The sequence below is a fragment of the Rhodococcus sp. P3_B8 genome, assembly GCF_056402775.1.
The window spans coordinates 20,575-43,801 of sequence record NZ_JBFUGT010000023.1 but is presented as its reverse complement, the minus strand read 5'-3'; the positions used below and the strand labels follow the sequence as shown (position 1 = coordinate 43,801).

Genomic DNA, 23,227 nt, shown 5'->3' with positions numbered 1-23,227 from the left:
AGACACATAGTCCCGAGGAGGGTCGTGGAGCTCCGTCACCTGCACGCGTTTCTCGCGGTCGCGGAAGAACTGCATTTCGGGCGGGCCGCCGAGCGTCTCCACGTGGCGCAGTCCCCGCTCAGCCAGACCGTGCGGGCCCTCGAACGGGAACTGGGAACCGATCTGTTCGTCCGCACCACCCGCTCCGTGCGGCTCACGGCCGCCGGCGAGGCGCTGGTGGGTCCGGCCCGGACCATCGAGGCGCAGGTCGGGATCGTGAAGGGCATCGCGCAGGCGGCGGCAGCCGGGGAGACCGGCCGCGTCACCGTCGGCTTCGGCGGCGCGGGCGGCTACACGGTGCTGTCCGTTCTCGCCCGCTCCCTCGCCGACGCCTACCCCGGCATCGAACTGGACCTACGCCCGCAGATGTACTCCGGTGAGGTGCTCGACGCCCTCACCCGCGGAACCCTCGACATGGGCATCGTGGGGTTGCCGATCCCGCGGGGCTTCGCCACCCACACCGTGCGTGTAGAGGCACTGATGGTCGCGGTCCCGGCCGGGCACCGTCTCGTCGACGCGGGCGCCGTCGTGCCGCAGGAACTGGCGAGCGAACGGTTCGTGATCTACCCCGCCGAACACGGTTCCGTGGTCCGCGACGCCACGCTCGCCCTGTGCGCAGCGGCAGGATTCGCCCCCGTCGTCGCGCACGAGGCGCCCGACCCGTACAGCCTGCTCGCGATGGTCGGCGCCGGGGTCGGCGTGGCCGTCGTGGTGGATTCGACCGCGCACCTCACGATGGACGGCGTCGAATACCTGCCCATCGCCGGCGACGCCCCCACCCTCCCCATCGCCATGGCCTGGCAGGACTCCAATCCCTCACCTGCGGTGCAGACGGTCACGCGGGTTCTGCGCGACGTTATCGGGGAGGTCGGGTAGCCGCTGCACGGGGGAAGCTCAGGCCGACACCGAGAAGACGTCGGCCAGGTGGGTGATTCGCAGGGCACGCGCGAGCTTCGGGCGATCGCTGCCGTCGGCGATGTTCTCACCCTGCGCGCCGAGGTGTGCGATGACCTCGGCAGCCCAGGCCACATCGCTCTGTAGCGGGGACAGTTCGCGATTGACGATCGGTGTGTGGCCGACATGCATGCAGAGCTTGCCGGTCATGCCCATCGACCTGGTGACGGCCAATGCCTCGGACAGATCGGGTTCGCCTGTCAGGCAGGGGCCGTCGATGGGACCGGGGAGTCCGGCCGCCCGACTGGCGACGACGAGCCGTCCCCGTGCGTAGGCCAGCGCGTCGGGGTCGGCGCCCGCATTGGTGTCGCGGCGGAAGTCGCCGGTGCCGAATGCAATTCGGGTCGTGGCATCGGCCGAGGCGATGTCGAAAGCGAATTCGACGCCACGCGCCGATTCGACCAGGGCGAGGATCGGGATGCCGGGCAGCTCGGCAGCCGTGCGATCGATGTGGTCCGCAGATTCGGCCTTGGCGAGCATCACGCCACTCAGTCCCGGGAGCCCCCGGATCGCGTCCAGATCAGCGGTCCAGTCCGCGGTGGTGACGTCGTTGATGCGCACCCACCCGGTACCCCCACCGGCCAGAAAAAGCGCAACATCCTCGCGGGCTTGTGTTTTCGAGGACGGAACGACACCGTCCTCGAGGTCGAAGATCACCGCGTCAGCCGCCGAGTTCGTGGCTGCGGCGAACTCGTCCGGACGTGAGCCCGCGACCAGGAGCCAGGAGCGCGCATGTGTCGCGGGGACTATGGCGGCGTGTGCCGACGATGTGAGGGTCATCCGATTCTCGTTTCCTCTCGATGTGACTTCTACTCGGGCGAGGACTGCGCTGTCCTGCATTCGAGGTGCTGGTTGTGAAGCGTCGATCAGTGCGCGGCGACACCGGTGAGATGGTCGAGTGCGGAGAATTCGCTGTCCACGGTGGGCGCGGTGAGCAGGCCGGCGAGTCGCCGGGGGGACAGGATGTCATCGACCTGCGCGCGAGTGAGCAGACCGTCGTCGACGGCGAGGTCGCCGACGTAGGCGCCGGTCGCCAGCGCCCTCTTGGCGATATCCGCGCTGGCGGCATAGCCGATGAACGGCGAGAGCGCGGTGACGATGCCGATCGAGCGCCGAACACCCCGCTCGAGGTGGTCGCGGTTGGCGGTGATCCCGTCGACGCACTTCACCGCCAGGGTGTCCGATGCCGCGGCCAGGTGCGTCGTCGAGCGCAGCAGGCTGTAGACGATCACGGGTTCGAACGCGTTGAGCTGGAGTTGCCCACCCTCGGCGGCCATCGTGACCGTCAGATCGTTGCCGATCACCTCGAACGCGACCTGGTTCACCATTTCGGGGATGACCGGGTTGACCTTGCCGGGCATGATCGACGAACCGGCTTGGGCCGGAGGCAGATTGATCTCACCGAGTCCGGCGGTCGGCCCGGAGGAGGTGAGCCGCAGATCGTTGCACGTCTTGGACAGTTTCACGGCGACACGTTTGAGGATTCCGGAGACCTGCACGAATGCTCCGCAGTCCTGGGTTGCCTCGATCAGATTGCCGGCCGGGACGACCGGTTCACCGGTCAGCTCGCGCAAGTAGTTGCAGGCGAGCGCGGAGTACTCGGGATGTCCGTTGATCCCCGTGCCGATGGCGGTGCCGCCGAGGTTCGATTCCAGCAGCAGAAGCGCTCCCTCGGAGAGCCGGGCGCAGTCCTCGTTCAGCATGATCGAGTAGGCGGCGAACTCCTGCCCCAGGGTCATCGGTACCGCGTCCTGCAGCTGGGTGCGACCCATTTTGACGATGTCGTCGAATTCGATCGATTTGCGCTCGAACGACTCCGCGAGCCGACCGAGCGACGCGATCAACATTCGGAGGTGCTCGACCAGCGCGAGCTTGATCGCGGTCGGGTAGACATCGTTGGTGGACTGACCCAGGTTCACGTGAGCGAGGGGGTCGAGTTCGGTGTAGGCGCCGCGCCCGAATCCGAGGATCTCGAGTGCGCGGTTCGCGATGACCTCGTTGACGTTCATGTTCGACGAGGTGCCCGCCCCGCCCTGGATCGGATCGATCGGAAACTGGTCGAGCAGTGCCCCGGCGCGAATCTCCGTGCACGCGGCCACGATCGCATCGRCCCGCCGGGCATCGAGGAGACCCAGGTCCCGGTTCGCCAGGCAGGCAGCTTGTTTCACGGTCGCCAACGCCGCGACCAGCGCCGGGTACTGACCGATGGCAGACCCGGTGATCGCGAAATTGTCCATCGCCCTGGCGGTGTGGACGCCGTAGTACGCCCCCGCCGGTACCGCCAGATCTCCGATCGAATCGTGCTCGATCCGCACATCGCTGTCGCTCAACTTTTCCACCAACACCCAACTCGCCGTTCTACTTGACAGGGACTATGACGTCGATCACTGTTGTCGAACAGTACACCACATCCAATATATTGGAGCTGCTGAATGACGACAACCCGAGCCATCCCCGCTGACTCCGCGACAGCACCCGAGGACGCCGACGCGTCTCGCACCCCACGCAGGTGGTGGAAGTTCTGGAAGCTGCCGATCGGCGTGCAGTCACTGATCGCCGTCGGCGTCGGCGCACTCATCGGCACGTTCGCCCCCGCCGTCGGCGAGCAACTCAAACTGGCCGGCGACGTGTTCCTCAACCTTGTTCAGATGATCGTCGTCCCCTTGGTCTTCCCGCTCATCGTGCTCGGCATCGCGCGCATGGATTCGGCGAAGAAGGTCGGGCGCATGGCCGCCAAGGCGATCCTGTACTTCGAGGTCGTCACCACGATCATCCTGCTGATGGCCGTCGCGCTTGCGAAGCTGCTCGACATCGGTTCCGGCGCCCCCGTCGCCGGCGCCGACGGTGCGTCCGTCGAGACCCTCGAGCAGGGAATCGACTTCCACGAACTACTCCTGCACGCTGTTCCCAAGAACGTCTTCGCCGCCTTCGCGGAGGGGAACCTGCTGGCAGTGATCGTGTTCGCCGGGTTCGTCGGCGTCGCACTCGCCGCGATCGGTGAGCAGTCGAAGCCGATGACGTCCGTACTCGACTCACTCGCCAGCGCGATGTTCAAGGTGGTCGGTTACGTCATTCGCCTCGCGCCCCTCGGGGTCCTGGGCTTCATCAGCTACGACGTCGCGCACTACGGGTTCGGGAACCTGTCGAGCCTGCTCGGCTTCCTCGCCGTCGTCTACGTCGGTATGGCGATCATCCTCGGCGTCATCTTTCCGATCATCGCCGCGATCTTCCGCGTCGAGTACGTCACCATGCTCAAGGCCATCGGAAATCTGGTCGGCCTCGCGTTCGTCACCCGCAGCTCCGAGGCAGTGCTCGCGCCGCTACTGCTCAAGCTCGAGGGGCTCGGCGTCAGCCGCTCGACGACCTCGTTCGTCGTGCCGCTCGGCTACTCGTTCAACACCGACGGCTCCGTTCTCTACCAGGCTGTCGCCCTGGTCTTCCTCGCCAACGCGTACGGCGTCGACACCTCGATCCCCACCCTGCTGCTGATGGTCGGCGTGCTGGTCATCTTGTCCAAGGGCATGGCCGGCGTTGCCTCCGCCTCGATCGTGGTGCTCATCGCCGCAGGTAACACCATCGGCCTGCCCGCCGAAGCCGTCGCGCTCCTGCTCGGGGTGGACTTCATCGCCGACATGGCCCGCACCGCGGTCAACGTCGTCGGAAACTCCCTCGCCGCATCGGTGATCGACAAGTCCGAGGAGAAGGCCGAGGCGAAGGCCGGCCGGTCCGCCGCAACGCCGGGCGACGAACTCGGCGACAAGGTCCTCGCCGGGCGACGCAGCGCGGATGGGTAGCGGGGGCCCGGACAATGGACAGTCGACGAAGACGCACTCGGTATCGTCACGACAAGGCGCCCGGCACTCACCCACGCGGCCCCCGGGAGCGTGCGGCGTGCAGAGTACAGTATCCAGTATGTTGCGTGATAATCCGGTGGAGCGCCCCCGCATGAGCGACGTCGCGTTCGAGCGGATCTGCGACGCGATCGTCACCGGTGAGCTCGCGCCCGGATCCAAGGTCAAGGACAGCGAGCTGGCCGAACATCTGGGCCTGAGCCGCACCCCGGTGCGAGAGGCTCTGACACGGCTGATCGACACCGGACTCGTCGAGGCCAAACCCGCCGCCTTCACCCGGATCACCCCGCTGAACCGGGCCGATGTCGAGGCAACGCTGGCGGTGATGGAGGTCCTGGATCAACTGGCCGTGAAAACGGGGGTGCCCAACCTCACCGACGACATGATCGACGTGATGCGCACCGCCAACGACGACCTCGCGCAGGCGATCAAGACCGACAACATCGGTGCCGCCCTCGCTGCGGACGACACTCTCCACGGCGTCATCGTCGACGCCGCAGGCAACCCACTGCTCAAGCGCCTCATGCACCAGGTGCACCCGCAGATCCACCGGATCTACTACCGCAAGTTCTCCAGCCTCCGCGGCTGGCAGGACGCCATCGAGCACCACGACAACCTGATCACACTGTGCGCGGCCCGGGACGAAGCAGCGGCCGCCGAGATATCGTCGCAACACCGACGGTTCCTCGGCGGCCTGATCGGCGAACTCTTCGACATCGACGAGTCCACCTCGTAACCTGCCGCTACGAACGGCCGCCGCGGGCATGATCGGTCATCACCCGCGGCGGCCGTTCGGCGCGCCGGACCAAGGCATCCAACTGCTCGGTGCCGATCGGACTGCCGGGGAATGCCGCGACGCGGTTCAGCGGCATCGAGGCGGCCATGCGCAGCAGTGACGGGTCGTCGAACACGCCCGACCCGGAGGTCTGCGCCAGCGCCTCCCCGAGGATCTCGCTCCCCACCGGATGCGCCAGCCATTCACCGATCGTGGACTCCGCCGTGAGCACCGGAAGGGGTGCGTCACCCTTGACCGTCACGACCACCTCCCCGCGCAGGTCCCGCGACGAGGCGCCGACCCACACCCGGTAGTCGCCGCCTTCGACGACCCACCGCGACAGCGCCGCATCGAAGTACGCCAGGTCCTCGAACGGAATCGGGATCCGGACGGATTCGCTCGCACCGGCCGCGATGTCGACGTTCGCGAAACCTTTCAGCTCGCGCACCGGCCTGGTCACTGCCGAACCGGGGACGCCGACGTACACCTGGACCACCTCACGTCCGTCCCGGGGCCCGGTGTTCGTGACCGTCAGCGCAACCTCGAGTCCGGCGGCGGTCCGCGTCGCGGCGGGGGCGGAATAGTCGAAGCTGGTGTACGAAAGGCCATGCCCAAAAGGGAAACTCACCGCCACGTCCCGGCTGTCGTGATACCGGTAGCCGACGAACAGGCCTTCCCCGTACCGCACGTGGCCCGCCTCGCCCGGGAAGTCGAGGTACGCCGGGGTGTCCTCGAGTCGAACGGGAATCGTCTCGGCCAGCCGGCCCGACGGGTTGACCACCCCGAAGAGCACGTCGGCGACGGCTCCCCCACCGGCCTGACCGAGGAGCCAGCCCTCCACGATCGCGGGGACTCGCCCGGCCCAACCCGACACTCGCACGACGCTGCCGTTGGACAACACGACCACGACGCGCGGGTTGGCCGCGAGCACCGCGTCGAGCAGTTCGGTCTGCGCCGCGGGCAGTTCGATGTGTTCCCGGTCGAATCCCTCCGACTCGTCCTCCGCGGGGAGCCCGAGGAACACGACGGCGATCTCGGCGGAGGCGGCCAGCGACACCGCCTCGTCGACCAGTGTATTTGTCGCGCTGTCGGATTCATCGAGTGAGTATCCGGGCGCGAACGTGATCTCGGGGCCGACGGCGAGCGTCCGAATCTCGTCGAGAGCGTTGTCGAGGCGGGTCGGGACGATCTGCGAACTGCCCGCACCCTGGTAGCGCGGAGTGCGTGCGAACTCGCCGATCACGGCGATCGTCGTGTTCGCTGTGGGATCGAGCGGAAGGATTCCGTCGTTCTTCAGCAGCACGACACTACGGGCGGCGACATCGCGGGCGAGGGCGTGGTGGGCGTCGCGGTCGTAGTCGGCGGAGGGATCGAGGTTCGACCGCACCTTCTCGACCAGCGCGAGCACCCTTTCCGCCGCGGTGTCGAGTGCGGACTGCGCGAGGGCACCGGACTCGACCGCGGCGACGATCTGGGCGTCGGTGACCCCGTTGGTCGACGGCATCTCGAGATCGAGCCCGGCGGAGAGCGCGGCAACCCGATTCGACACGGCACCCCAGTCGGAGACGACGAGCCCGTCGAAACCCCATTCGCCGCGGAGGACGTCGGTGAGTAGCCACCGGTTCTCCGACGCGTAGACGCCGTTGATGCGGTTGTACGAGCACATCACCGTCCACGGAGCCGCGTGCTCGACCACGTGCCGGAACCCGCGCAGGTAGATCTCGTGCAGGGGCCGCGCGTCGATGTCGGCGCTCACCCGGAGCCGGTCGGTCTCCTGGTTGTTGGCGGCGAAATGCTTCAGCGACGCGCCGACCCCCCGTCCCTGCAGTCCGTCGACGAGGGCGGCACCGAGTCGGCCGCTCAGAATCGGGTCTTCGGACAGGTACTCGAAGTTGCGGCCGCAGAGCGGTGAACGCTTGATGTTGATACCCGGCCCCAGCAGGACCCCGACGCCCTCGGATTTCGCCTCGTCACCGAGGGCCCGACCGACCGCCTCGAGCAGGTCCGGGTCCCAGGTCGAACCCAGCGCGACCGCCGGTGGGAAGCACGTCGCGGGCACGCTGTCGCCGATGCCGAGGTGGTCGCCGCCGCCGGTCTGCTTCCGCACTCCGTGTGGGCCGTCGGTGAGATAGATCGAGGGGACACCCACCCGGTCGAGCGCCTTTGTCTCCCAGAAGTTCTCACCGCTGGTGAGCGAGGCCTTCTCTTCGGTGGTGAGTTCGGCGGATGCGGACGAACGAGTGTCCATGGTCCCTCTCTCCGTGGCGGCCGGGGTCGGGAGCATCGTATCGGGGGGACCGTCGAATCGGTGCGACTTTCCGCCGTGCCAATACATACGTACGTATGGTTTTCCCGCCTACGACAGCCGCACCACGACCGGCACGGATTCCCACGACCGCAGCGTGTTGTTCAGGTGCCGGCGCACCGGCCCGGCGATCTCCAGCGACTCCACCCGCGACGCCAGTGCCGTCAGCAGCGCCTCCGATTCGAGCCGGGCGACGTGCTGGCCGACGCACTGGTGAATTCCCATCCCATACCCCACGTGCCCCGACGGGTTGCGGCCGAGATCGAACACGTCCGGGTTCTCCCACCTGCGGGGGTCCCGATTCGCGGCGCCGAGGAACATCAGGATCTTCTTGCCGTCCGGGATGGTCGCACCGCCGATCTCGGTGTCGCGGGTGGCAGTGCGGAAGAACGTCTGGACCGGCGACTCCCACCGGACCGCCTCGTCGAACGCCGTCCGGGCCAGCGTGCGGTTCTCGCGCAGCCTCGCCCACTGCTCCGGATGCGTCGCGAACGCGTAGAGCACGGCCGCGAGACCGTTGACCGTGGTGTCCACCCCCGCCGTCAGCAACGAGCGCACGACGAGCGGCGCCTGCTCGTACGTGATGTCGCCGCGGTCCGCCGCCGCCCAGATCTGCGCGCCGAAGCCGTCGCCGGTGAGCGCGTCGCGGGCACACTGCGCCTTCACCCATCCGGACAGTTCGGCCACCCGCGGCGCCCCCTTCTCCACCAGACTGTTGGCGGGACCGAAACTGTTGAATGCGTGGTCCCCGTACGGCAGCAGGTTCTCCCGTCCGGCGTCGGAAATGCCGACGGCATCCGGAAAGACCCGCAGCGGAAACGCTGCGGCGAGGTCGGTGACCGCGTCGAATTCGGTTGTGTTCGCGAGCAACTGGTCGACGAGGACCTCCGCGTCCCGGAACCACGCTGCCCGCAGTTTCTGCAGCGCGCGGGGGCCCAGAATCTTGCTCAGCACCACCCGCGGAGCGTCGTGGTGCGGCGGGTCGGCCTCGAGCAGGACACTCGGGGGACGCCACGGCGTCTCGTACCGGAAGTTGCTCAGGCCGACCCCGGCAGCGGATTGGAACGACTGCCAGTCGGTCAGCGCGGCATGGACCTGCTCGTAGCGGCCCAGCGCAAAGACGTCGTATCGCCGCAGGTACACGACTGGTCCGGCGTCCCGCAGATCGGCCTGGAACGGTAACGGGTCCCGTAGGACGTCGAGGGCGAACGGGTCGGCGTCGCTGACGGGCAACGCGGGAGCGGGGGCGAACATCGTCACGGTGAGTCCCTTCGGGGTGGGGGTGTCAGAGGTCGAGCACGAGGCGGTCGGAGCAGGACCGGGAAACGCAGATGAGCATGCAGTCGCCGGCGGACCGCTCCTCGTCGTCGAGGACGGAATCGCGGTGGTCGGGGGCGCCGGCGAGGACGGTGGTCTCGCAGGTCCCGCACGTGCCCTCGCGGCACGAGGACAGAACGTCGACCCCGGCCGCCTGCACGGCGTCGAGGACGCTGGCGCCGGGTGTCACCGTCACCGCAAGGCCGGAGCGCGCGAGTTCGACCTCGAACGGTTCGTCGCGCACCGGCGCGCCGTTGTCCTTCGGCACGAAGCGTTCGGTCCGCAGCGTACCGACAGGCCAATCCGCGCAGCAGTTTTCGACGGCGGCGAGCAGCGGTCCGGGCCCGCAGACGTAGACCTTCGCGTCGGCGGCGACCGCCGCGAGACACGCGGGGAGGTCGAGGTGGCCCTGCTCGTCGCGAGGCACGACGGACACCCGGTCGCCGTAGGCGGCAAGTTCGTCCCGGAACGCCATGGACGTGCGGGTGCGGCCGCCGTACAGGAGTTGCCAGTCGATTCCCATCAGCTCCGCCTGGCGGACCATCGGCAGCAGCGGGGTGATCCCGATACCGCCGGCGATGAACAGGTACCTCGGTGCGGGGACGAGCGGGAAGTTGTTGCGCGGACCGCCGACCCCGACGAGATCACCCTCCGCGAGTACGTCGTGGACGTACGCCGACCCGCCCCGGCCCGCCGGTTCCCGCAGCACCCCGACCCGGTAGCTGTACGCGTCCCACCGGTCACCGCACAGCGAGTACTGCCGCGTCAGCCCGTTGGGGAGCAGCAGGTCGATGTGGGCCCCCGGGGCCCAGTCCGGGAGGCGCCGGCCGTCGGGGTGACGCAGGGTCAGTGCGACAACACCGTCCGCGACAAGCTCTTTGGCGACAACTCGCAGCGCCGCGTCCGCTGGCGCACCGGAACAAACCGGGTTCTGTGGCATCTCGACTCCTCGATCTCGCGTTTGTTCGAGGATCTTCCGAGCCGGGGGTGAGCCGCCAGATCATTTTCAATAGTTGAAAGTCGGGATGTAACCGGGGTCACTCAACGAGGCTGCCCGCCCGGACGCCGCCGAGGCTGAGTTATCAGGTGTGCGCCCTTCGGCTGATGTCTTTGTCGACGGCGGTGGCGATGTCGTGGACGAGCCGGGAGTGCCAGAGTTTGTGTGCCTCGAGGTCCGCGGTGAGCGCGTGGCAGTCCGGGCATTCCCGGGGGCTGGGTTGCGAGGTGCTTTCCATGATGCTGCGCTTTCTGGGAGAAGTGGTTCCGATTCCACCGTGGCACGGGCGGGGCGGATAGTCCACCGCGCACAGCGTCACAGACATTGGTCAGCCGCCCGCGCAATTGCGCCGGATTCCGGCAAATCCGTGGGAATCTGCCACCTGGGCTTGCCTCATGTCGACGCCGCCGCCATCACGCGGGTGATGCCCTTCGCCGCCGCCCGCAGTGCGGGGATCTGCGCGTACGCCTTCTCGTCGTTCGGCACGATGACCGACAGCGCGGCGACCACCTTGCCGTGGCCGTCCCGCACCGGGACCGCGACGCCCGTGGTGTCCGGGTAGAGGTGTCCGGCGCAGAGGATGTAGCCGTGCCGGCGCACGTCGGCCAGGACTCCCCTCAGCTGTCGTGCGGTGCGAATCGTGTTGTCGGTGTAGACCTTCAACGGTTCGCTCAGGATGCGCTCCTGCAGCTCCGACGGGCCGTGCGCGAGCAGGACCAGCCCGGACGAAGACACGTGGAGCGGCATCCGGCCCGCGATGCGCGTGTAGTTGACCACGGCGCCCGGTGCCGTGAGCCGCTCGATGAACAACACCTCGTCGCCTTCGAGGACACCGAGCTGAGTGTGCTGCCCGACGACGGCGTGCAGGTCCTCCATGAACGGCATCGCCGCTTCCCTGAGTCCGAGGGTCGGGGACGCCCGCGACGCGACCTCCCACAGGCGGACCCCGATCCGCACCTTCCGGTCCTCACGCTCGAGCCAGCCGCACCCCACCAGCTCGTCGATCAACCGCGACGTCGTGGAGATGTGGAGACCGGACCGTCGCGCGATCTCGGACACCGTGAGCAGCGAATCGTCCGAACGGAACGATTCGACTATCCGCACCGTCCGGGCCAGGACGGATTCGCCGGTGTGCACACGTGCCATGAGTTCAGTGTGCACACCGGCCGGCGCTCAGCGCAGGTCGCGCCGCCGGAACGCCGCCACGCCCACCACGAGCAGCACCACCGTGATCAGGAGCAGCCACACGATCGGCGTCGCCTCGAACTGCCCACCCGGCAGCTTCGGGGCGTGGCTGAACGGCTCCAGATTCAGCACCGCCTGCGGGAACTGCGCGATCGACCCGACCATGAAGATCAGGAGGAACGCGACGAGCACGCCCCACGCCACCGGCGTGAACCGCGGGACCACACCGAACAGGAGGACCGTCACGCCGGCGAGCATCCAGATCGCGGGAAGTTGCACGAGCGCCGCCCCGATCACGTCGGGCAGGGCTCCTCCCACGTCGCCGATGGATGCGCCGTACGTGAGTCCGGCGGCCGCTCCGGCCACGATCATCGCGACCGCAGGTCCGAGCAGCGCGAACAGGATGTGGCTCGACGCCCACCGGACGCGGCCGACGGAACCGGCAGTCACGGGTTCGAGGCGCTGGGCGTTCTCCTCGGAGTACAGCCGCAACGACGCGGAGATCGCGTAGGCCGCGGCGGCGACCGCGAGCATCGTGAACGCGTAGCCGATGAACGATTCCTCCAGCGACTGCGAGCCGCCCATCCGGGTGATGATGTCCCGGATCGTCTGGCTGTCGCCGACCTGGCCACCGATCCCTTTCGCGGCGCTGCCGATGAGCAGGCCGTACAGTCCGAGCCCGGCGGTCCAGGCCGCGAGCGTGCCGCGGTGCATCCGCCACGCCAGTCCCAGAGTTCCGGCGAGCGCCGGCGACGCGTCCGTGGGGCCGGGGCGTCCGGCGATCAGACCGGCGCCGACATCACGTCGACGCAGGAGAGCGTATGCCGCCCAGGTGAGTACAACTGCCGTGACGAGACTGGGGACGACGACCCACCAGCGTTCCTCGGCATACGGCCGGATCTGCAGATCCCAGCCGAGCGGCGACAACCACGACAGGGTGCCGGACCCGGCGTCACCGACCGCGCGCAGCGCGAACGCGACCCCGAGCACCGTCAACGCGACGCCGCGTGCGACGCGGGCGCCGGTGCTCACCTGCGCCGCAACGGCGGCGACCGCAGTGAACACCAGACCGGAGCAGGCCAGTGACGTCCCGAAGGCGACCGAACCGCCCGCCGGAAGGTCGCGGGCGAGCAACGCTGCCGCACAGACGATTCCGGTGACTACGGACGCGCCGCCGGCGAGGAGCAGCGCCGCGGTCAGGCCCGAGTACCGTCCGACGGAGGTGGAGTCGAGAAGCTCCGCCCGACCGGTCTCCTCCTCGGCGCGGGTGTGCCGGATGACCGTCAGGATCACCACCAGCCCGATCAGCGTGTAGTAGATGCCGGCCTTCCAGACGCCCACCGAGCCGAGGCTGGAGTTGAAGATCGGCCCGTACATGGCGATCTGCGCGGGGCTGGCCGCGGTGGTGGCCGCGAACTCCGCCAGCTGGGCGTCGGAGGTGTAGATGTCGGCGATGCTCGCGACGTACAGCGCGGGCGCGAACGCGAAGATCAGGATCCACAGCGGCAGCGCGATCCGATCCCGGCGCAGGAACAACCGCAGAAAGTGCAGCGTCCCCGTGAAATCCGAGGAAGATACCGGCGCCGGTTCCACGGGCCGGTAGCGGGACACCGTTGCGGTACTCATGCCCGCACCTTCTCCACCGTGTCGGACGACGTTGTACCGTCGTCGATCTCGTAGTGCCGCAGGAAGAGTTCTTCGAGGGTCGGCGGCTGACTGACGAGGCTGCGTACCCCGGTGTCGCCGAGCACGCGGATGAGCTCGCCGAGATGTTCGCTGTCGACCTGGCAGTGCAGCGTCGACCCGTCGAACTCGATGTCTTCCACGCCGTCGATGCGGCTCAGATCGCCGGGGTCACCGAGAAGTTCGGCGGTGATCGACGTACGGCTGAGGTGCCGCATCGACGCCAGTGTCCCGGATTCGACCGTGCGTCCGGCCCGGATGATGGTGACCCGCTCGCACAGCGCCTCCACCTCGGACAGGATGTGACTGGACAGCAGCACCGTCACACCGCGGTCGCGGGCCTCGGCGACGCACTCACGGAAGACCTGTTCCATCAACGGATCCAGGCCCGACGTCGGTTCGTCGAGCAGCAGCAGGCGAGCGTCGGACGAGAACGCCGACACCAATGCCACCTTCTGACGATTGCCCTTCGAATACGCCCGACCCTTCTTCCGCGGGTCGAGGTCGAAACGCTCGATCAGATCCTGCTTGCGGGGCTCGTCCAGACCGCCGCGCATCCGCGCGAGGAGGTCGATGGTCTCACCGCCGGACAACGACGGCCACAGGGTCACGTCGCCGGGGACGTACGCCATGTCGAGGTGCAGGGCGACGGCGTCGCGCCACGGGTCGCGCCCGAACACGGTGGCCTCACCGCTGTCGGAGTGCAGGCTGCCGAGGAGAACGCGAATGGTGGTGGATTTGCCGGCGCCGTTCGGCCCGAGGAAGCCGTGCACCTCCCCTTCGCCGACCTCGAGGTCGAGTCCGTCCAACGCCCGGGTTCGTCCGAACGTCTTGACCAGGTTGCGCACTTCGATGATGGCACTCATAGCTGCTCCTAGTTCGGGGAGTCGGTATGTTCTGAGCGAGCCGCGCCCGCCTGCGCGGCGCCGTCTTCGGTGGCCAGATATGCCTCGAGCGTCGACGAATCCGGCAGCAGGCCCTCGGTGTACATCTCGAGGGCGGGCAGCGTGACGTCGGTGGCGAGGTCGCGGATGGCCGTGGCGTAATCGAGCGGAGTTTCCTTGTCGGCGCGCATCTGCAGGTAGAGCAGCATGGCGCCGACGTTGTAGAGGGTGAGGTAGCGCGCCCGCGCCTTCGGGTTGCGGCTGGGCCGGACAGTTCCGGCCGCCACGCCCATCGCGAGATACTGCTCGGTGTCTTCCACCATGTGCTCGAAGAGGGACTCGCCGAGACCTCCACCCGCCTGGAAACTCCGCACGATGTACGCGACGAGCGGGGCGTACTGCTCGATCTCGGCGAGGGCGTGCATTGTGCCCGCCGGCCCGGGGGTCGAAATCGCCTCCGCCTTCTGCTCCCGGATGATCCGCAGGACGTGGTCGTCGCATTCGGCGCGCAGGCCGTCCTTCGAACCGAAGTGGTGAATCACCAGACCGGGTGACACCCCGGCTGCGGTGGCGATCGCCCGTACACCGGTACTGAAGCCGTGATTGCCGAACACCGTGATGGCCGCGTCGCGCACTCGGGCACGCGTGGTCAGATCGGGTTGCGGGACCTCGGAACCGGCACTGGTTGAACGCATGTTTAATACGCTAAACGCGCGTTCAACCGAGCGCAAGGGGTGAGGGCGTCAAGATTTCGTCAACGCGGGGAGTCCCGGCTCGGCCGGGTGTCCGGTGAACACGACGCTCGGGCGGGGATACCGATTGCGGGCGCACGCCTCGTCAAGGGCCTCGTCGATGACCTCCCGCAGATCGGCCCGGTCTGCGCCCTCCAGGACCAGTTCAGTCAGGATCACCCCGTAGTCGCGCCGGACCTGTTCCATCAGCCCGATCGCGTCGTCGATGGCGTCGAAGTCGGCTGTGCAGCGGAAACCGATCAGCCGCAGTTGCGGCTGTTCCATCACCGCACGCAGCGCGTCCTCGACCCCCGGGCCGAGCGCCGAAGGGTCGAGCACGATGTTCTGCCGTGGCTGCTCGTGCACGAACGGGTGGGGAAGACGAAGCGTCATCGGAACCTCCTCGGGGATTCAGTTCCAGATCTACCCCCGCCACGCGAGGTCGCGGCCGTTCTTGACGGCACTATGACTCCGATGGCCGCAATCCTGACGCGGTGTTGGCGCCGCGGCGGGTCTTGTCGCGCGCGTTCTTCCCTATGCCGTTGCCTTCTCGACCGCGTCGTGTGTGAGACCGGCCAGCTTCTCGACGTTCTCGGTGGTCGCCGGATAGCCGGCCGAGGTCACCCCGATCACGTACTCGCCGGCGAGCGCGCCGTACCCGATGTGCGTGTCGTCTCCCTGGGTCACGGAGCCGGCGAAGGCCTTGTCGCCGACGTCGGCCGGCGCCGGTAGCGCCACGAACCCCTGGACGGCTTCGCTGTTGTCGATCGCTTGCTCGAATGCGGTCGCGGCTGCGTCGACGCTGGGATATCGATCGACGGAGACGGTCACCCTACTGCCGTCGCCCCCTTCGTAGATCACCATTCGCGTCGCGTCGGGAGTACCGGAAGCAGTGGAGTTCTCACTCGTCGCCGTCTGTTGTTCCATCTCCGGGAAGTACGTCTGGACGACGTCCAACCCCACCACAATCTCCTGAGGCAACAGGATCGCCTCGGATGTCGTCGCGTCCTGCTGCGATTCGGCGTCAGACTGCGTGTCCTGCTGCCCACACGCACCCGCGAAAAAGACTCCGGCCAGGATGATCGCGAGGATGGCGAGAGGCGCGCTACTGCCGATCCTTCGCACTCGGTACCGCTCCGCTCGTTGCACCATGCTCGACACCCCCTGTTGCTCGGGACAATGCCTCGTCGGGTGGCCAACTGGTAGCTGACCGACCGGAACTCGCACGGCGTTAATTCTCGCCGATCCGGGCGCCGTGGACACTCACTTCGCTACGTTCGGCCGTTCCGCAAGCTCACCGGGGTCGATGTCAGAACGGGTTGTAGATCCAGACACCGCGGTAATCCCACTCGGTCGACCCCGTCGGAATCTTCATCTTGTACAGATCGTGTTCATTCCCGACGTGATCGAACTGGCGACACCAACTCTGCCCGTGAAAGGACGCACACTCGATCGTCCGACTCGTGCCGTACGGACTCAGGATGATCGATTTGCCTGCGTTCGCTCCGAACACCCCGGGATCCAGAGGTATGACGAAGTCGGATGTCCGGTCCTTGTAACCGAACGGGTCGGGATCGACGGGGTCGGCGAATGCCGCCGGCACACAGATGCCCAACGGGATCAGGGATAAGATCGCTACTGCGATAAACCTTTTCACTTGCACTCCTTTCACGTTGGGACACGATCGCCGCATTTGTTGAATCACCGCCTGCTCGAGTGCCTCCGCGCGCGCGTCAGGGGACGGCGAACGTCCCACCGGCCGGATGGAGAACGGGCCATGGAGAGTTCAGCGTTGCCACCGCTACAACCTGACCGGCTCCCGTTCGTACCGCTGCCGATCGACGTTCGCACGAATAAAGGGCGCCCGGTTCCAGTAGGACGGACCCGCGAGCGCCGGTTTCGAGGTTGAGCCAATGAACCCACGCGCTCTCGCAGTACGCGCCTGTGGGAAGCGGTTCTCGCGCTTCGAACACGACCATTCCGGATTCCCCGCCCGAAGTCGCTGTGGGAGTCATCGCGACCACCCACGGGAGCATGCACGTGGCGAGCCCGCCACACCGAGACAGATAGGGCGACGACACCTGGAACGGCACTGTGGTCTCGCGCGTCGTGTCGGTTGGCGCCGCAGACGCTGCAAATGCGTTGAACGCAAGAAGGCCGAACATCATCACCGCCAGAACAACGATTTGTGCGAGAGGTGCACGCCGTCTTCGACACCAGATCTCCACTGCCGACCTCCTGACACCCCGCGCGCTGCATCGGGCAACTGCCCTGTACATCGAGAGCCACCGTAGGCCGTTACTGCCGGCGCGTTGGCGGGCAGTTCCACCCCTTGAATCGGGCTCGGACGACGGTGATCGTCAGGTCGGTCACGCGTTCGGGGGCGCCTGCGGGATGTGCTGGGGTCCGATGACGGAGAGAAGCTGTAGTTTTTCGTGGCTTTCGCTGCCGGGGATGGCGGTGTAGACGAGAAGGAGGTGCGACTGGTCGGGGTCGAGAAGTGTCTGGCAGGTCAGTTCCAGGGCGCCGACCTCGGGGTGCATGTAGCGTTTGACGCCGTTGTAATGGATGCCGATTTCGTGTTCGTTCCAGACGGTGCGGAATTCTTCGTTGTGGGCGAGCAGCAGTTCCATGAGGTGAGCGGCCCGTGATCTGGGGCCGCGGAGCGTGACCATCGCGCGTAGTCCGGAGGCGAAGACGCGGGAGTGCAGCGCGTGGTCGTCGGGGTGGTAGAGCGCGCGGGTGGCCGGGTCGGTGAACCACCGGTAACCGATGCTGCGGGCAGGGCCGGTGTACCGGGTGGTGTCGCCGGTGAGCGCGACGCCGAGCGGGTCTGCCGAAGTGTCTCGCCGAGCTCGGTGACGACCTCGGCGGGGGTGTCGGTGAGCCGGTCGAAGATGCGGAGCAGGCCGGGACTGATGTGTTCGCTGGTCGCGCCTCTCGCGGGTGGGTTGTGCCCGGCGAGGCGGAACAGGTGGTCGCGTTCGTCGAGGGACAGATGCAGCCTCTGCGCGATCGAGGCGATCATCTGCTCGGACGGGTGCGGGCCGCGCTCCCGCTCGAGCCGGCTGTAGTAGTCGGCGGAGATGTGGCAGAGCGTGGCGACTTCTTCGCGGCGCAGACCAGCGGTTCTGCGCCGTTGCCCACGCGGGAGTCCGACGTCTTCAGGTTGAAGTGACTCTCGGCGGCGGCGCAGGAACTCGGCGAGCCCCGCTCGATCGATCACGACTGCTTCCTCCTTGCTTCCAGTTCTGGTTTCAGTCTGCCCTCGGTACCGGAGGGCTGCCTGGGATCGACAGGCCGTGGATGTCTCGGTGGATCGGGCGCAGCCTGAGACCACATCCACATTGCAGAGAAAACAGGAGCAGGACATGACACGCACACGACCGGACATCACCGTCCCCGACCTCTCCGGGAAACTCGCCGTGGTCACCGGCGCAAGCGACGGCGTCGGACTGGGCCTGGCGGCGCGCCTCGCCGCCGCCGGCGCCGAGGTCGTCATGCCAGTCCGCAACCCTCGCAAGGGCGACGCGGCGGTCGCGAAGATCAAGCAGCAGCACCCGGAAGCGGCCCTGTCCCTGCGGGACCTCGACCTGTCGTCGCTGGGCTCGGTCGCCGCGCTGGGCGCCACGCTGCGCGACGAGAACCGTCCGATCCACATCCTCGTCAACAACGCCGGCGTGATGACACCCCCGGACCGGCAGACCACCACCGACGGGTTCGAGCTGCAATTCGGCAGCAATTACCTGGGGCACTTCGCGCTCGTCGCCGACCTACTACCCCTGCTGCGCGCGGGACACGCGCATGTGACCTCGCAGATCAGTGTCGCCGCGAACCAGCACGCCATCAACTGGGACGACCTGAACTGGGAACGGTCCTACCACGGCCAGCGCGCGTACAGCCAGTCCAAGATCGCGCTCGGCCTGTTCGGACTCGAGCTGGACCGGCGCAGCCAGGCAGGAGGCTGGGGGATCACCAGCAACCTTTCCCACCCCGGCATAGCGCCCACCAATCTCCTGGCCGCACGCCCCGAGGTCGGCCGCGCGCGAGACACCGCCGGCAGGCGCCTCATCCACGCACTCTCCCGCCGCGGCATCCTCGTCGGAACGGTAGAGACCGCACTGCTTCCGGCCCTGCTGGCCGCCACCTCACCGGACGCACGCGGCGCCCGCCTGTACGGTCCCAGCGGTCTCGGTCACCTGTCCGGCCCGCCCGCCGAACAGTCCGTCTACTCCCGGCTTCGCAGCGACGACGACGCCACACGCATCTGGCAGATCTCCGAGCACCTCACCCACACCTCCTTCCCGACCGGCGACAGCGTCCGTCCCCGCCTCGGATCGACAGGCCCTGACAACCGTCGACCGCGGTGAGCACCTCGCGGTCGCCCTCGGGGAGCCGCGCCGCCACAGTCATTCGTGGTGTTCCACGACACGCCGAGGCCCTGGGCGCCCCGAGCGAACGTGTATCCGGCTGCCAGATAGGCATTCTCGTTGCGTCGGTAGCCGCCGTCGATGTATCGGTTGTCGCCGATACCGCAGGGAGGGTCTGAGGGACTCAGCGGCTGGTTGCCGAATACAGCTGCGTGAGTGGCGGTCCAGTTTGCACGATTTGTAACAGATCCTGTCCCGCTGCCGAAATGGAATGGGGGGCGACGGACGTCTCAATTCTCGTGGTCACGAACGAATGGAGCGCTGATGAACAAGCAGCTGGGACGACGGGTCTGTGCTGCGGCACTCACTGCTGTCGGACTGGGAACCGCGGTGGCGACCGGAGGAGGCGCTGTTGCGAGTGCTCAGCCCGCGCCACCGACATCGACGACGATGACGTGCTCGAGTGCGAATCCCCTCGTCTGGGCACCGCCGTTCACGTGGACCATCAACGCCGCGTCCGGGGAGTCGCTGCGACCGGGTGGGTCTGCACTGGAGCCGGCAATTCTGCTGAGCGGCGGCAACGAACTGCCGACGCCGCCCGGCGGTCTCATTCCGAGCATCGGCGTCAACTGGTACGGCACGCGGGTGTCGGTCGACTGGCACAACACGACAACCGGCGCGACCGGACACAGCGTCAGCGATGAGGCGGCCTGGCAGCAGAAGCCCGGCATCCCGATCAACCGAACGTGGACGGGAACCGGGACGGTGGCGTTCACCGTGACCGTCCAGACCGGCGCGGGATGGTGGTTCGTCAATTCGCAGAACGCCGTTTGCCAGGGAACGATTTCCGTCGTGCCCGGTCGGTGACCTCGGACGCCCCTCGGCTACAGGTCAGGCGAGGGGCCGTTCGCCGTTCGCCTCGGCGAGTTCGGCAAGCCTGTCGACTGAGGCCAGAAGCATGTCCGACGTGGTGGCCCGGGCGCGCTCGAGGCGTTTCTCGTCGGTCAATCGCGACCAGTCGTAGGTATGCGTGACGCGGACGCTCGCCTCATCGACTCGGTCGAGTTCCCAACGCCACAGATGACCCGGCGGCTGATCGCCTTGCACCGAGGGCAGCCAGGCGATCAGGCGCCCCTCCTCGAATTCCACCACGTGGTTGTCGCGGATGCCGCCGTTGGTGAGCGTCATGGTGAACACGTCACCGACGGCGCGCACCCGCTGCCCGGCGGCGGCCTCGGCCAGGTTGTCGTTGCCGTCCCAACGCGGCTGCTGCGCCGGGTCGGCAATCAGTTCGAAGACCGTCGGTGCCGAGGCTGCGATTATGCGGCCGACGGTCACCACGGTGGGAATTCCGTTCTCCTCAGTCATAACTCGATCCAACCATGAGACGTCCGCAGATCCCGAGCACCATGTCTCTTCGCACGCGCGGCAAGTCGGTCTGTGGAGGGGTGATCGACTTCCCGGCGACACGGAGATCAACGTGTATCGAGTTCGCGAACCGGCCGACGTCTGGATCGCGGATCCGGAGTCGAGCCCGTATGTTCTGAACAAATGTCCATCGAGGGATGGTGACCGTGACAACTGGAACAAGGATCGAGCGACCGCGATGCTGTTGCACGGGGTGTGGGACTCCATGGGTGCTCTGGTGCGGGGGCACACGACGTTGCTCTTCGTGCTGAAGTTCGCAGTCATCGTCATCGCATGGCAGTCGCGATCAAAGGCTTCGCGATGACGGCCCGACAGAACGCCAATTCTTGCGCGCGAGCGTGGCGCCCGAGGTCACCCGGGGCGTGCTGACCGCCGCCGAACTCGAGGCGATGTGCGGCGACCGCAAGGCGCGAAAGGCGTTCCGCAAGGCCGGAGCCGGTCGAATGGAGCGGACCCGCGCCGTACATGTCCTCGACGCCGCCGACGAACTTGCCGGTGCCCGCGGCGCGGACACCGACCGTGTCGCGTTTGCCCGGTCCGAACTCGCCCGCATCCGCAACGGCGCCCCGCCACCTACGAGGGACGCCGCCCCGACGATGTGAGCGCACCCGGTGCACGCCACGGGCGGGTGGGCGAACAGTAGCGTACCGATCGAGACATTCCGGACAACCAAGGAAAGGGCACAACCATGCGCAATTTTCGACGTACGGCAGCAGTGGGAGCCATGCTCGCGGGACTGATGACTGCCGGGGCGGCAACGGCGTCCGCCGCTCCGTTCGGCTCCCTCGGCGACGGACCCGACCTCGTGATAGAGCAAGCGAACGCCGAGGGTGTCAACGCGTGCGCCGTGCGTGTCACGAACGAGGGCGACGGGACCGCCACCGGAGTCACGGTCCACACGCCGCTCGTTTACGAGAGCAGAAGCCTCGGCACGCTCGCCCCCGGCGAATCGAAGATCGCCGAATACTTCGATTGCGGATTCTCGGAGCGGATCTTCTACTTCGCGACGACGAGCGGCGAAACGAATTGGGCCGACAACTTCCTGTACATCGAACTCTGAGCGCCGCCGACAGCCCCGGAGCGGAAGAACTGTCGGCATTCGTCCCTGTTGGACATTTGTGCATGTGGCGGAAAGCGTGACTGTGCTGTAGAACATAAACAGCGAGACCGGTTTGTGATATGAACCACATCTAAACGTTACTTTGCGACACCACTACACAGACATGAACAACAGTTCCGGGGGGAGCGGATCCGCGCAGGTGGATCCGGGTTCGGGAACGGTAAGGACACCACATGCTGTTACCGATGGCACCGACCGATTCACTGTTTCTGCTCGGCGAATCCCGCGAGCATCCGATGCACGTCGGCGGCCTGGCGGTGTTCACGCCGCCCGAGGGGGCGTCGGCGGCCGATGTGCGCGCGATGTTCGATGCCGCGCTGATCGGTGACCAGGTGGCGGTGCCGTTCCGTAAGCGGGCCCGCCGTTCGGTGACGTCGCTCGGCCAGTGGGGCTGGGACACCCTCCCGCACCACGAGGTCGACCTGGAACACCACGTGCGCCGGGACGCCCTGCCTCAGCCGGGCGGAATGGCCGAACTGATGACCCTGGTGTCGAGGCTGCACGGCACCCTGCTCGACCGCAGCCGCCCCCTGTGGGAGATGCACCTGATCGAGGGCCTCGCCGACGGCCGCTACGCGATCTACACCAAGATCCACCACGCCCTCGCTGACGGTGCATCCGCGATGAGGCTGCTCCGCGACAGCATGAGCGAGGACCCGCATCGTCGGAACATGCCCACACCGTGGCAACCCCGCAACCCGCTGACGGCCGTGCCGGACGCGGGCGTCGCGGTTTCGGGTGGGCTCGGCTCGGCACTGCCCGCGATGGCGTGGGACGCCGCCCGCGCCGCGGTCGGCGAGGTGGCCGGACTCCTGCCCGCAGCGGTCGGCACCGTGGATCGCGCCCTGCACGGCAAGGGTGGTGCGGTGTCGCTGACCGCACCGCACACCCTGTTCAACGTGCCGATCAGCGGAGCCCGGCACGTCRCCGCCCGGTCCTTCCCCCTCGAACGGATCCGCCTGCTGGCCAAGCACGCCGACGCCACCATCAACGACATCGTGCTGACGATGTGCGCGGGCACCCTCCGTGCCTATCTGCACACCCGCGACGCGTTACCGGACAATCCGCTGATCGCGATGGTCCCCGTCTCCCTCCGCGCGCCGAATACCGGGGCCGGAGGCAATCGGGTGGGAGTGCTCATGTGCAACCTGGCCACCCACCTCCCCGACCCCGCGCACCGCCTCGAGACCGTGCGCAACTGCATGAACGAGGGCAAGGCGGCCCTCCAGGCGATGAGTCCCGCCCAGGTGCTCGCGATGAGCGCCCTCGGCGCCGCCCCGCTCGGAGTCGAGATGTTCCTCGGCCGCCGCGGCCCGCTGCGGCCACCGTTCAACGTCGTCATCTCCAACGTCGCCGGCCCCCGAACCCCGTTGTACTGGAACGGGGCCCGGCTCGAATCCCTCTACCCGCTCTCCATCCCCACCACCGGGCAGGCACTCAACATCACGTGCACCAGCAGCGACGACCAGATCGTCTTCGGCCTCACCGGTTGCCGCCGCACCGTCCCGGATCTGCACCCCATGCTCGATCAGCTCGACGCCGAACTCGATCTCCTCGAGACCGCCGTCGGACTGTGACCTCGGCGGAG

At 67.5% G+C, this 23,227-nt stretch carries 22 protein-coding genes and 1 pseudogene; 8 read left to right on the top strand and 15 right to left on the bottom strand.

Annotated elements, in window-relative coordinates:
* Positions 1–24: 24 nt before the first annotated feature.
* Positions 25–915, top strand: a complete 891-nt coding sequence (locus tag AC1D1G_RS11965; RefSeq protein WP_477952271.1) for a LysR family transcriptional regulator — start codon at positions 25–27, stop codon at positions 913–915.
* Between the two features lie 18 nt (positions 916–933).
* Here the strand turns inward: AC1D1G_RS11965 and AC1D1G_RS11960 are convergent, their stop codons facing one another.
* Entirely contained in the window at positions 934–1,773 is an 840-nt protein-coding gene (locus tag AC1D1G_RS11960) for an HpcH/HpaI aldolase/citrate lyase family protein (protein WP_477952269.1), read from the bottom strand.
* A gap of 86 nt (positions 1,774–1,859) precedes the next feature.
* Complete coding sequence (locus tag AC1D1G_RS11955) at positions 1,860–3,308, bottom strand: aspartate ammonia-lyase (protein WP_477952280.1); 1,449 nt, start codon at positions 3,306–3,308, stop codon at positions 1,860–1,862.
* A 117-nt stretch (positions 3,309–3,425) separates the two neighbouring features.
* On the opposite strand from AC1D1G_RS11955, the gene AC1D1G_RS11950 reads away from it, so the two are divergent.
* A complete protein-coding gene (locus AC1D1G_RS11950; protein ID WP_477952268.1) occupies positions 3,426–4,787 on the top strand; it encodes a dicarboxylate/amino acid:cation symporter in 1,362 nt (453 codons plus the stop codon).
* Between the two features lie 151 nt (positions 4,788–4,938).
* Positions 4,939–5,580: a GntR family transcriptional regulator gene (locus AC1D1G_RS11945; RefSeq protein WP_477952266.1), complete on the top strand. Its 642-nt coding sequence runs from the start codon at positions 4,939–4,941 to the stop codon at positions 5,578–5,580.
* 7 nt (positions 5,581–5,587) lie between these two features.
* On the opposite strand, the gene AC1D1G_RS11940 is transcribed toward AC1D1G_RS11945, so the two are convergent.
* The 12 genes and pseudogenes from AC1D1G_RS11940 to AC1D1G_RS11885 form a co-directional block, all read right to left on the bottom strand.
* Positions 5,588–7,867 (bottom strand): glycoside hydrolase family 3 C-terminal domain-containing protein, encoded by a 2,280-nt coding sequence (locus AC1D1G_RS11940; RefSeq protein ID WP_477952265.1) that lies wholly within the window; start codon positions 7,865–7,867, stop codon positions 5,588–5,590.
* A gap of 108 nt (positions 7,868–7,975) precedes the next feature.
* Positions 7,976–9,178, bottom strand: a complete 1,203-nt coding sequence (locus AC1D1G_RS11935) for a cytochrome P450 (protein WP_477952279.1) — start codon at positions 9,176–9,178, stop codon at positions 7,976–7,978.
* 31 nt (positions 9,179–9,209) lie between these two features.
* Positions 9,210–10,181 (bottom strand): PDR/VanB family oxidoreductase, encoded by a 972-nt coding sequence (locus tag AC1D1G_RS11930; protein WP_477952264.1) that lies wholly within the window; start codon positions 10,179–10,181, stop codon positions 9,210–9,212.
* A 142-nt stretch (positions 10,182–10,323) separates the two neighbouring features.
* Positions 10,324–10,476 carry a hypothetical protein gene (locus AC1D1G_RS11925; protein ID WP_005256569.1) on the bottom strand — a complete coding sequence of 51 codons (153 nt, stop codon included), beginning with the start codon at positions 10,474–10,476 and terminating at the stop codon, positions 10,324–10,326.
* A 155-nt stretch (positions 10,477–10,631) separates the two neighbouring features.
* The gene (locus tag AC1D1G_RS11920; protein WP_477952263.1) at positions 10,632–11,384 is read right to left on the bottom strand and encodes an IclR family transcriptional regulator; all 753 of its coding nucleotides are present in this window, start codon (positions 11,382–11,384) and stop codon (positions 10,632–10,634) included.
* Between the two features lie 27 nt (positions 11,385–11,411).
* Positions 11,412–13,049, bottom strand: a complete 1,638-nt coding sequence (locus tag AC1D1G_RS11915) for an ABC transporter permease (protein ID WP_477952261.1) — start codon at positions 13,047–13,049, stop codon at positions 11,412–11,414.
* Positions 13,046–13,972 carry an ABC transporter ATP-binding protein gene (locus tag AC1D1G_RS11910; RefSeq protein WP_280784771.1) on the bottom strand — a complete coding sequence of 309 codons (927 nt, stop codon included), beginning with the start codon at positions 13,970–13,972 and terminating at the stop codon, positions 13,046–13,048. Before AC1D1G_RS11910 ends, AC1D1G_RS11915 begins: the two co-directional genes overlap by 4 nt.
* An 8-nt stretch (positions 13,973–13,980) precedes the next feature.
* Positions 13,981–14,685 carry a TetR/AcrR family transcriptional regulator gene (locus tag AC1D1G_RS11905; RefSeq protein WP_477952259.1) on the bottom strand — a complete coding sequence of 235 codons (705 nt, stop codon included), beginning with the start codon at positions 14,683–14,685 and terminating at the stop codon, positions 13,981–13,983.
* A 48-nt stretch (positions 14,686–14,733) separates the two neighbouring features.
* Positions 14,734–15,114, bottom strand: coding sequence for a decarboxylase (locus AC1D1G_RS11900; RefSeq protein WP_477952257.1), 381 nt, complete (start codon positions 15,112–15,114; stop codon positions 14,734–14,736).
* 141 nt (positions 15,115–15,255) lie between these two features.
* Complete coding sequence (locus AC1D1G_RS11895) at positions 15,256–15,873, bottom strand: hypothetical protein (RefSeq protein WP_477952256.1); 618 nt, start codon at positions 15,871–15,873, stop codon at positions 15,256–15,258.
* Between the two features lie 157 nt (positions 15,874–16,030).
* Positions 16,031–16,378, bottom strand: coding sequence for a hypothetical protein (locus AC1D1G_RS11890; RefSeq protein WP_280784775.1), 348 nt, complete (start codon positions 16,376–16,378; stop codon positions 16,031–16,033).
* A 712-nt stretch (positions 16,379–17,090) separates the two neighbouring features.
* Positions 17,091–17,947: pseudogene (locus AC1D1G_RS11885) on the bottom strand (helix-turn-helix transcriptional regulator).
* 145 nt (positions 17,948–18,092) lie between these two features.
* On the opposite strand from AC1D1G_RS11885, the gene AC1D1G_RS11880 reads away from it, so the two are divergent.
* Positions 18,093–19,091, top strand: a complete 999-nt coding sequence (locus AC1D1G_RS11880) for an SDR family oxidoreductase (protein WP_477952255.1) — start codon at positions 18,093–18,095, stop codon at positions 19,089–19,091.
* A 324-nt stretch (positions 19,092–19,415) separates the two neighbouring features.
* Positions 19,416–19,958 (top strand): hypothetical protein, encoded by a 543-nt coding sequence (locus AC1D1G_RS11875; RefSeq protein ID WP_043789763.1) that lies wholly within the window; start codon positions 19,416–19,418, stop codon positions 19,956–19,958.
* A gap of 24 nt (positions 19,959–19,982) precedes the next feature.
* Here the strand turns inward: AC1D1G_RS11875 and AC1D1G_RS11870 are convergent, their stop codons facing one another.
* Positions 19,983–20,459, bottom strand: a complete 477-nt coding sequence (locus AC1D1G_RS11870) for an SRPBCC family protein (protein WP_317568641.1) — start codon at positions 20,457–20,459, stop codon at positions 19,983–19,985.
* A 386-nt stretch (positions 20,460–20,845) separates the two neighbouring features.
* Between AC1D1G_RS11870 and AC1D1G_RS11865 the strand changes: the two genes are divergently transcribed.
* The 3 genes from AC1D1G_RS11865 to AC1D1G_RS11855 all read left to right on the top strand — a co-directional run bounded on the left by AC1D1G_RS11865 (position 20,846) and on the right by AC1D1G_RS11855 (position 23,216).
* The gene (locus AC1D1G_RS11865) at positions 20,846–21,121 is read left to right on the top strand and encodes a hypothetical protein (RefSeq protein WP_317568640.1); all 276 of its coding nucleotides are present in this window, start codon (positions 20,846–20,848) and stop codon (positions 21,119–21,121) included.
* A gap of 86 nt (positions 21,122–21,207) precedes the next feature.
* Positions 21,208–21,579 carry a hypothetical protein gene (locus AC1D1G_RS11860; RefSeq protein WP_317568639.1) on the top strand — a complete coding sequence of 124 codons (372 nt, stop codon included), beginning with the start codon at positions 21,208–21,210 and terminating at the stop codon, positions 21,577–21,579.
* Positions 21,580–21,812: 233 nt separating this feature from the next.
* Positions 21,813–23,216 (top strand): WS/DGAT/MGAT family O-acyltransferase, encoded by a 1,404-nt coding sequence (locus AC1D1G_RS11855; protein WP_477952252.1) that lies wholly within the window; start codon positions 21,813–21,815, stop codon positions 23,214–23,216.
* Positions 23,217–23,227: the final 11 nt, after the last annotated feature.

Bases quoted from the DNA above. Each gene is read 5' to 3' on its own strand.
- AC1D1G_RS11960 (WP_477952269.1), bottom strand. From the start codon at position 1,773: ATGACCCTCACATCGTCGGCACACGCCGCCATAGTCCCCGCGACACAT.
- AC1D1G_RS11950 (WP_477952268.1), top strand. From the start codon at position 3,426: ATGACGACAACCCGAGCCATCCCCGCTGACTCCGCGACAGCACCCGAG.
- AC1D1G_RS11945 (WP_477952266.1), top strand. From the start codon at position 4,939: ATGAGCGACGTCGCGTTCGAGCGGATCTGCGACGCGATCGTCACCGGT.
- AC1D1G_RS11940 (WP_477952265.1), bottom strand. From the start codon at position 7,867: ATGGACACTCGTTCGTCCGCATCCGCCGAACTCACCACCGAAGAGAAG.
- AC1D1G_RS11935 (WP_477952279.1), bottom strand. From the start codon at position 9,178: ATGTTCGCCCCCGCTCCCGCGTTGCCCGTCAGCGACGCCGACCCGTTC.
- AC1D1G_RS11930 (WP_477952264.1), bottom strand. From the start codon at position 10,181: ATGCCACAGAACCCGGTTTGTTCCGGTGCGCCAGCGGACGCGGCGCTG.
- AC1D1G_RS11925 (WP_005256569.1), bottom strand. From the start codon at position 10,476: ATGGAAAGCACCTCGCAACCCAGCCCCCGGGAATGCCCGGACTGCCAC.
- AC1D1G_RS11920 (WP_477952263.1), bottom strand. From the start codon at position 11,384: ATGGCACGTGTGCACACCGGCGAATCCGTCCTGGCCCGGACGGTGCGG.
- AC1D1G_RS11915 (WP_477952261.1), bottom strand. From the start codon at position 13,049: ATGAGTACCGCAACGGTGTCCCGCTACCGGCCCGTGGAACCGGCGCCG.
- AC1D1G_RS11910 (WP_280784771.1), bottom strand. From the start codon at position 13,972: ATGAGTGCCATCATCGAAGTGCGCAACCTGGTCAAGACGTTCGGACGA.
- AC1D1G_RS11905 (WP_477952259.1), bottom strand. From the start codon at position 14,685: ATGCGTTCAACCAGTGCCGGTTCCGAGGTCCCGCAACCCGATCTGACC.
- AC1D1G_RS11900 (WP_477952257.1), bottom strand. From the start codon at position 15,114: ATGACGCTTCGTCTTCCCCACCCGTTCGTGCACGAGCAGCCACGGCAG.
- AC1D1G_RS11895 (WP_477952256.1), bottom strand. From the start codon at position 15,873: ATGGTGCAACGAGCGGAGCGGTACCGAGTGCGAAGGATCGGCAGTAGC.
- AC1D1G_RS11880 (WP_477952255.1), top strand. From the start codon at position 18,093: ATGACACGCACACGACCGGACATCACCGTCCCCGACCTCTCCGGGAAA.
- AC1D1G_RS11875 (WP_043789763.1), top strand. From the start codon at position 19,416: ATGAACAAGCAGCTGGGACGACGGGTCTGTGCTGCGGCACTCACTGCT.
- AC1D1G_RS11870 (WP_317568641.1), bottom strand. From the start codon at position 20,459: ATGACTGAGGAGAACGGAATTCCCACCGTGGTGACCGTCGGCCGCATA.
- AC1D1G_RS11860 (WP_317568639.1), top strand. From the start codon at position 21,208: ATGCGCAATTTTCGACGTACGGCAGCAGTGGGAGCCATGCTCGCGGGA.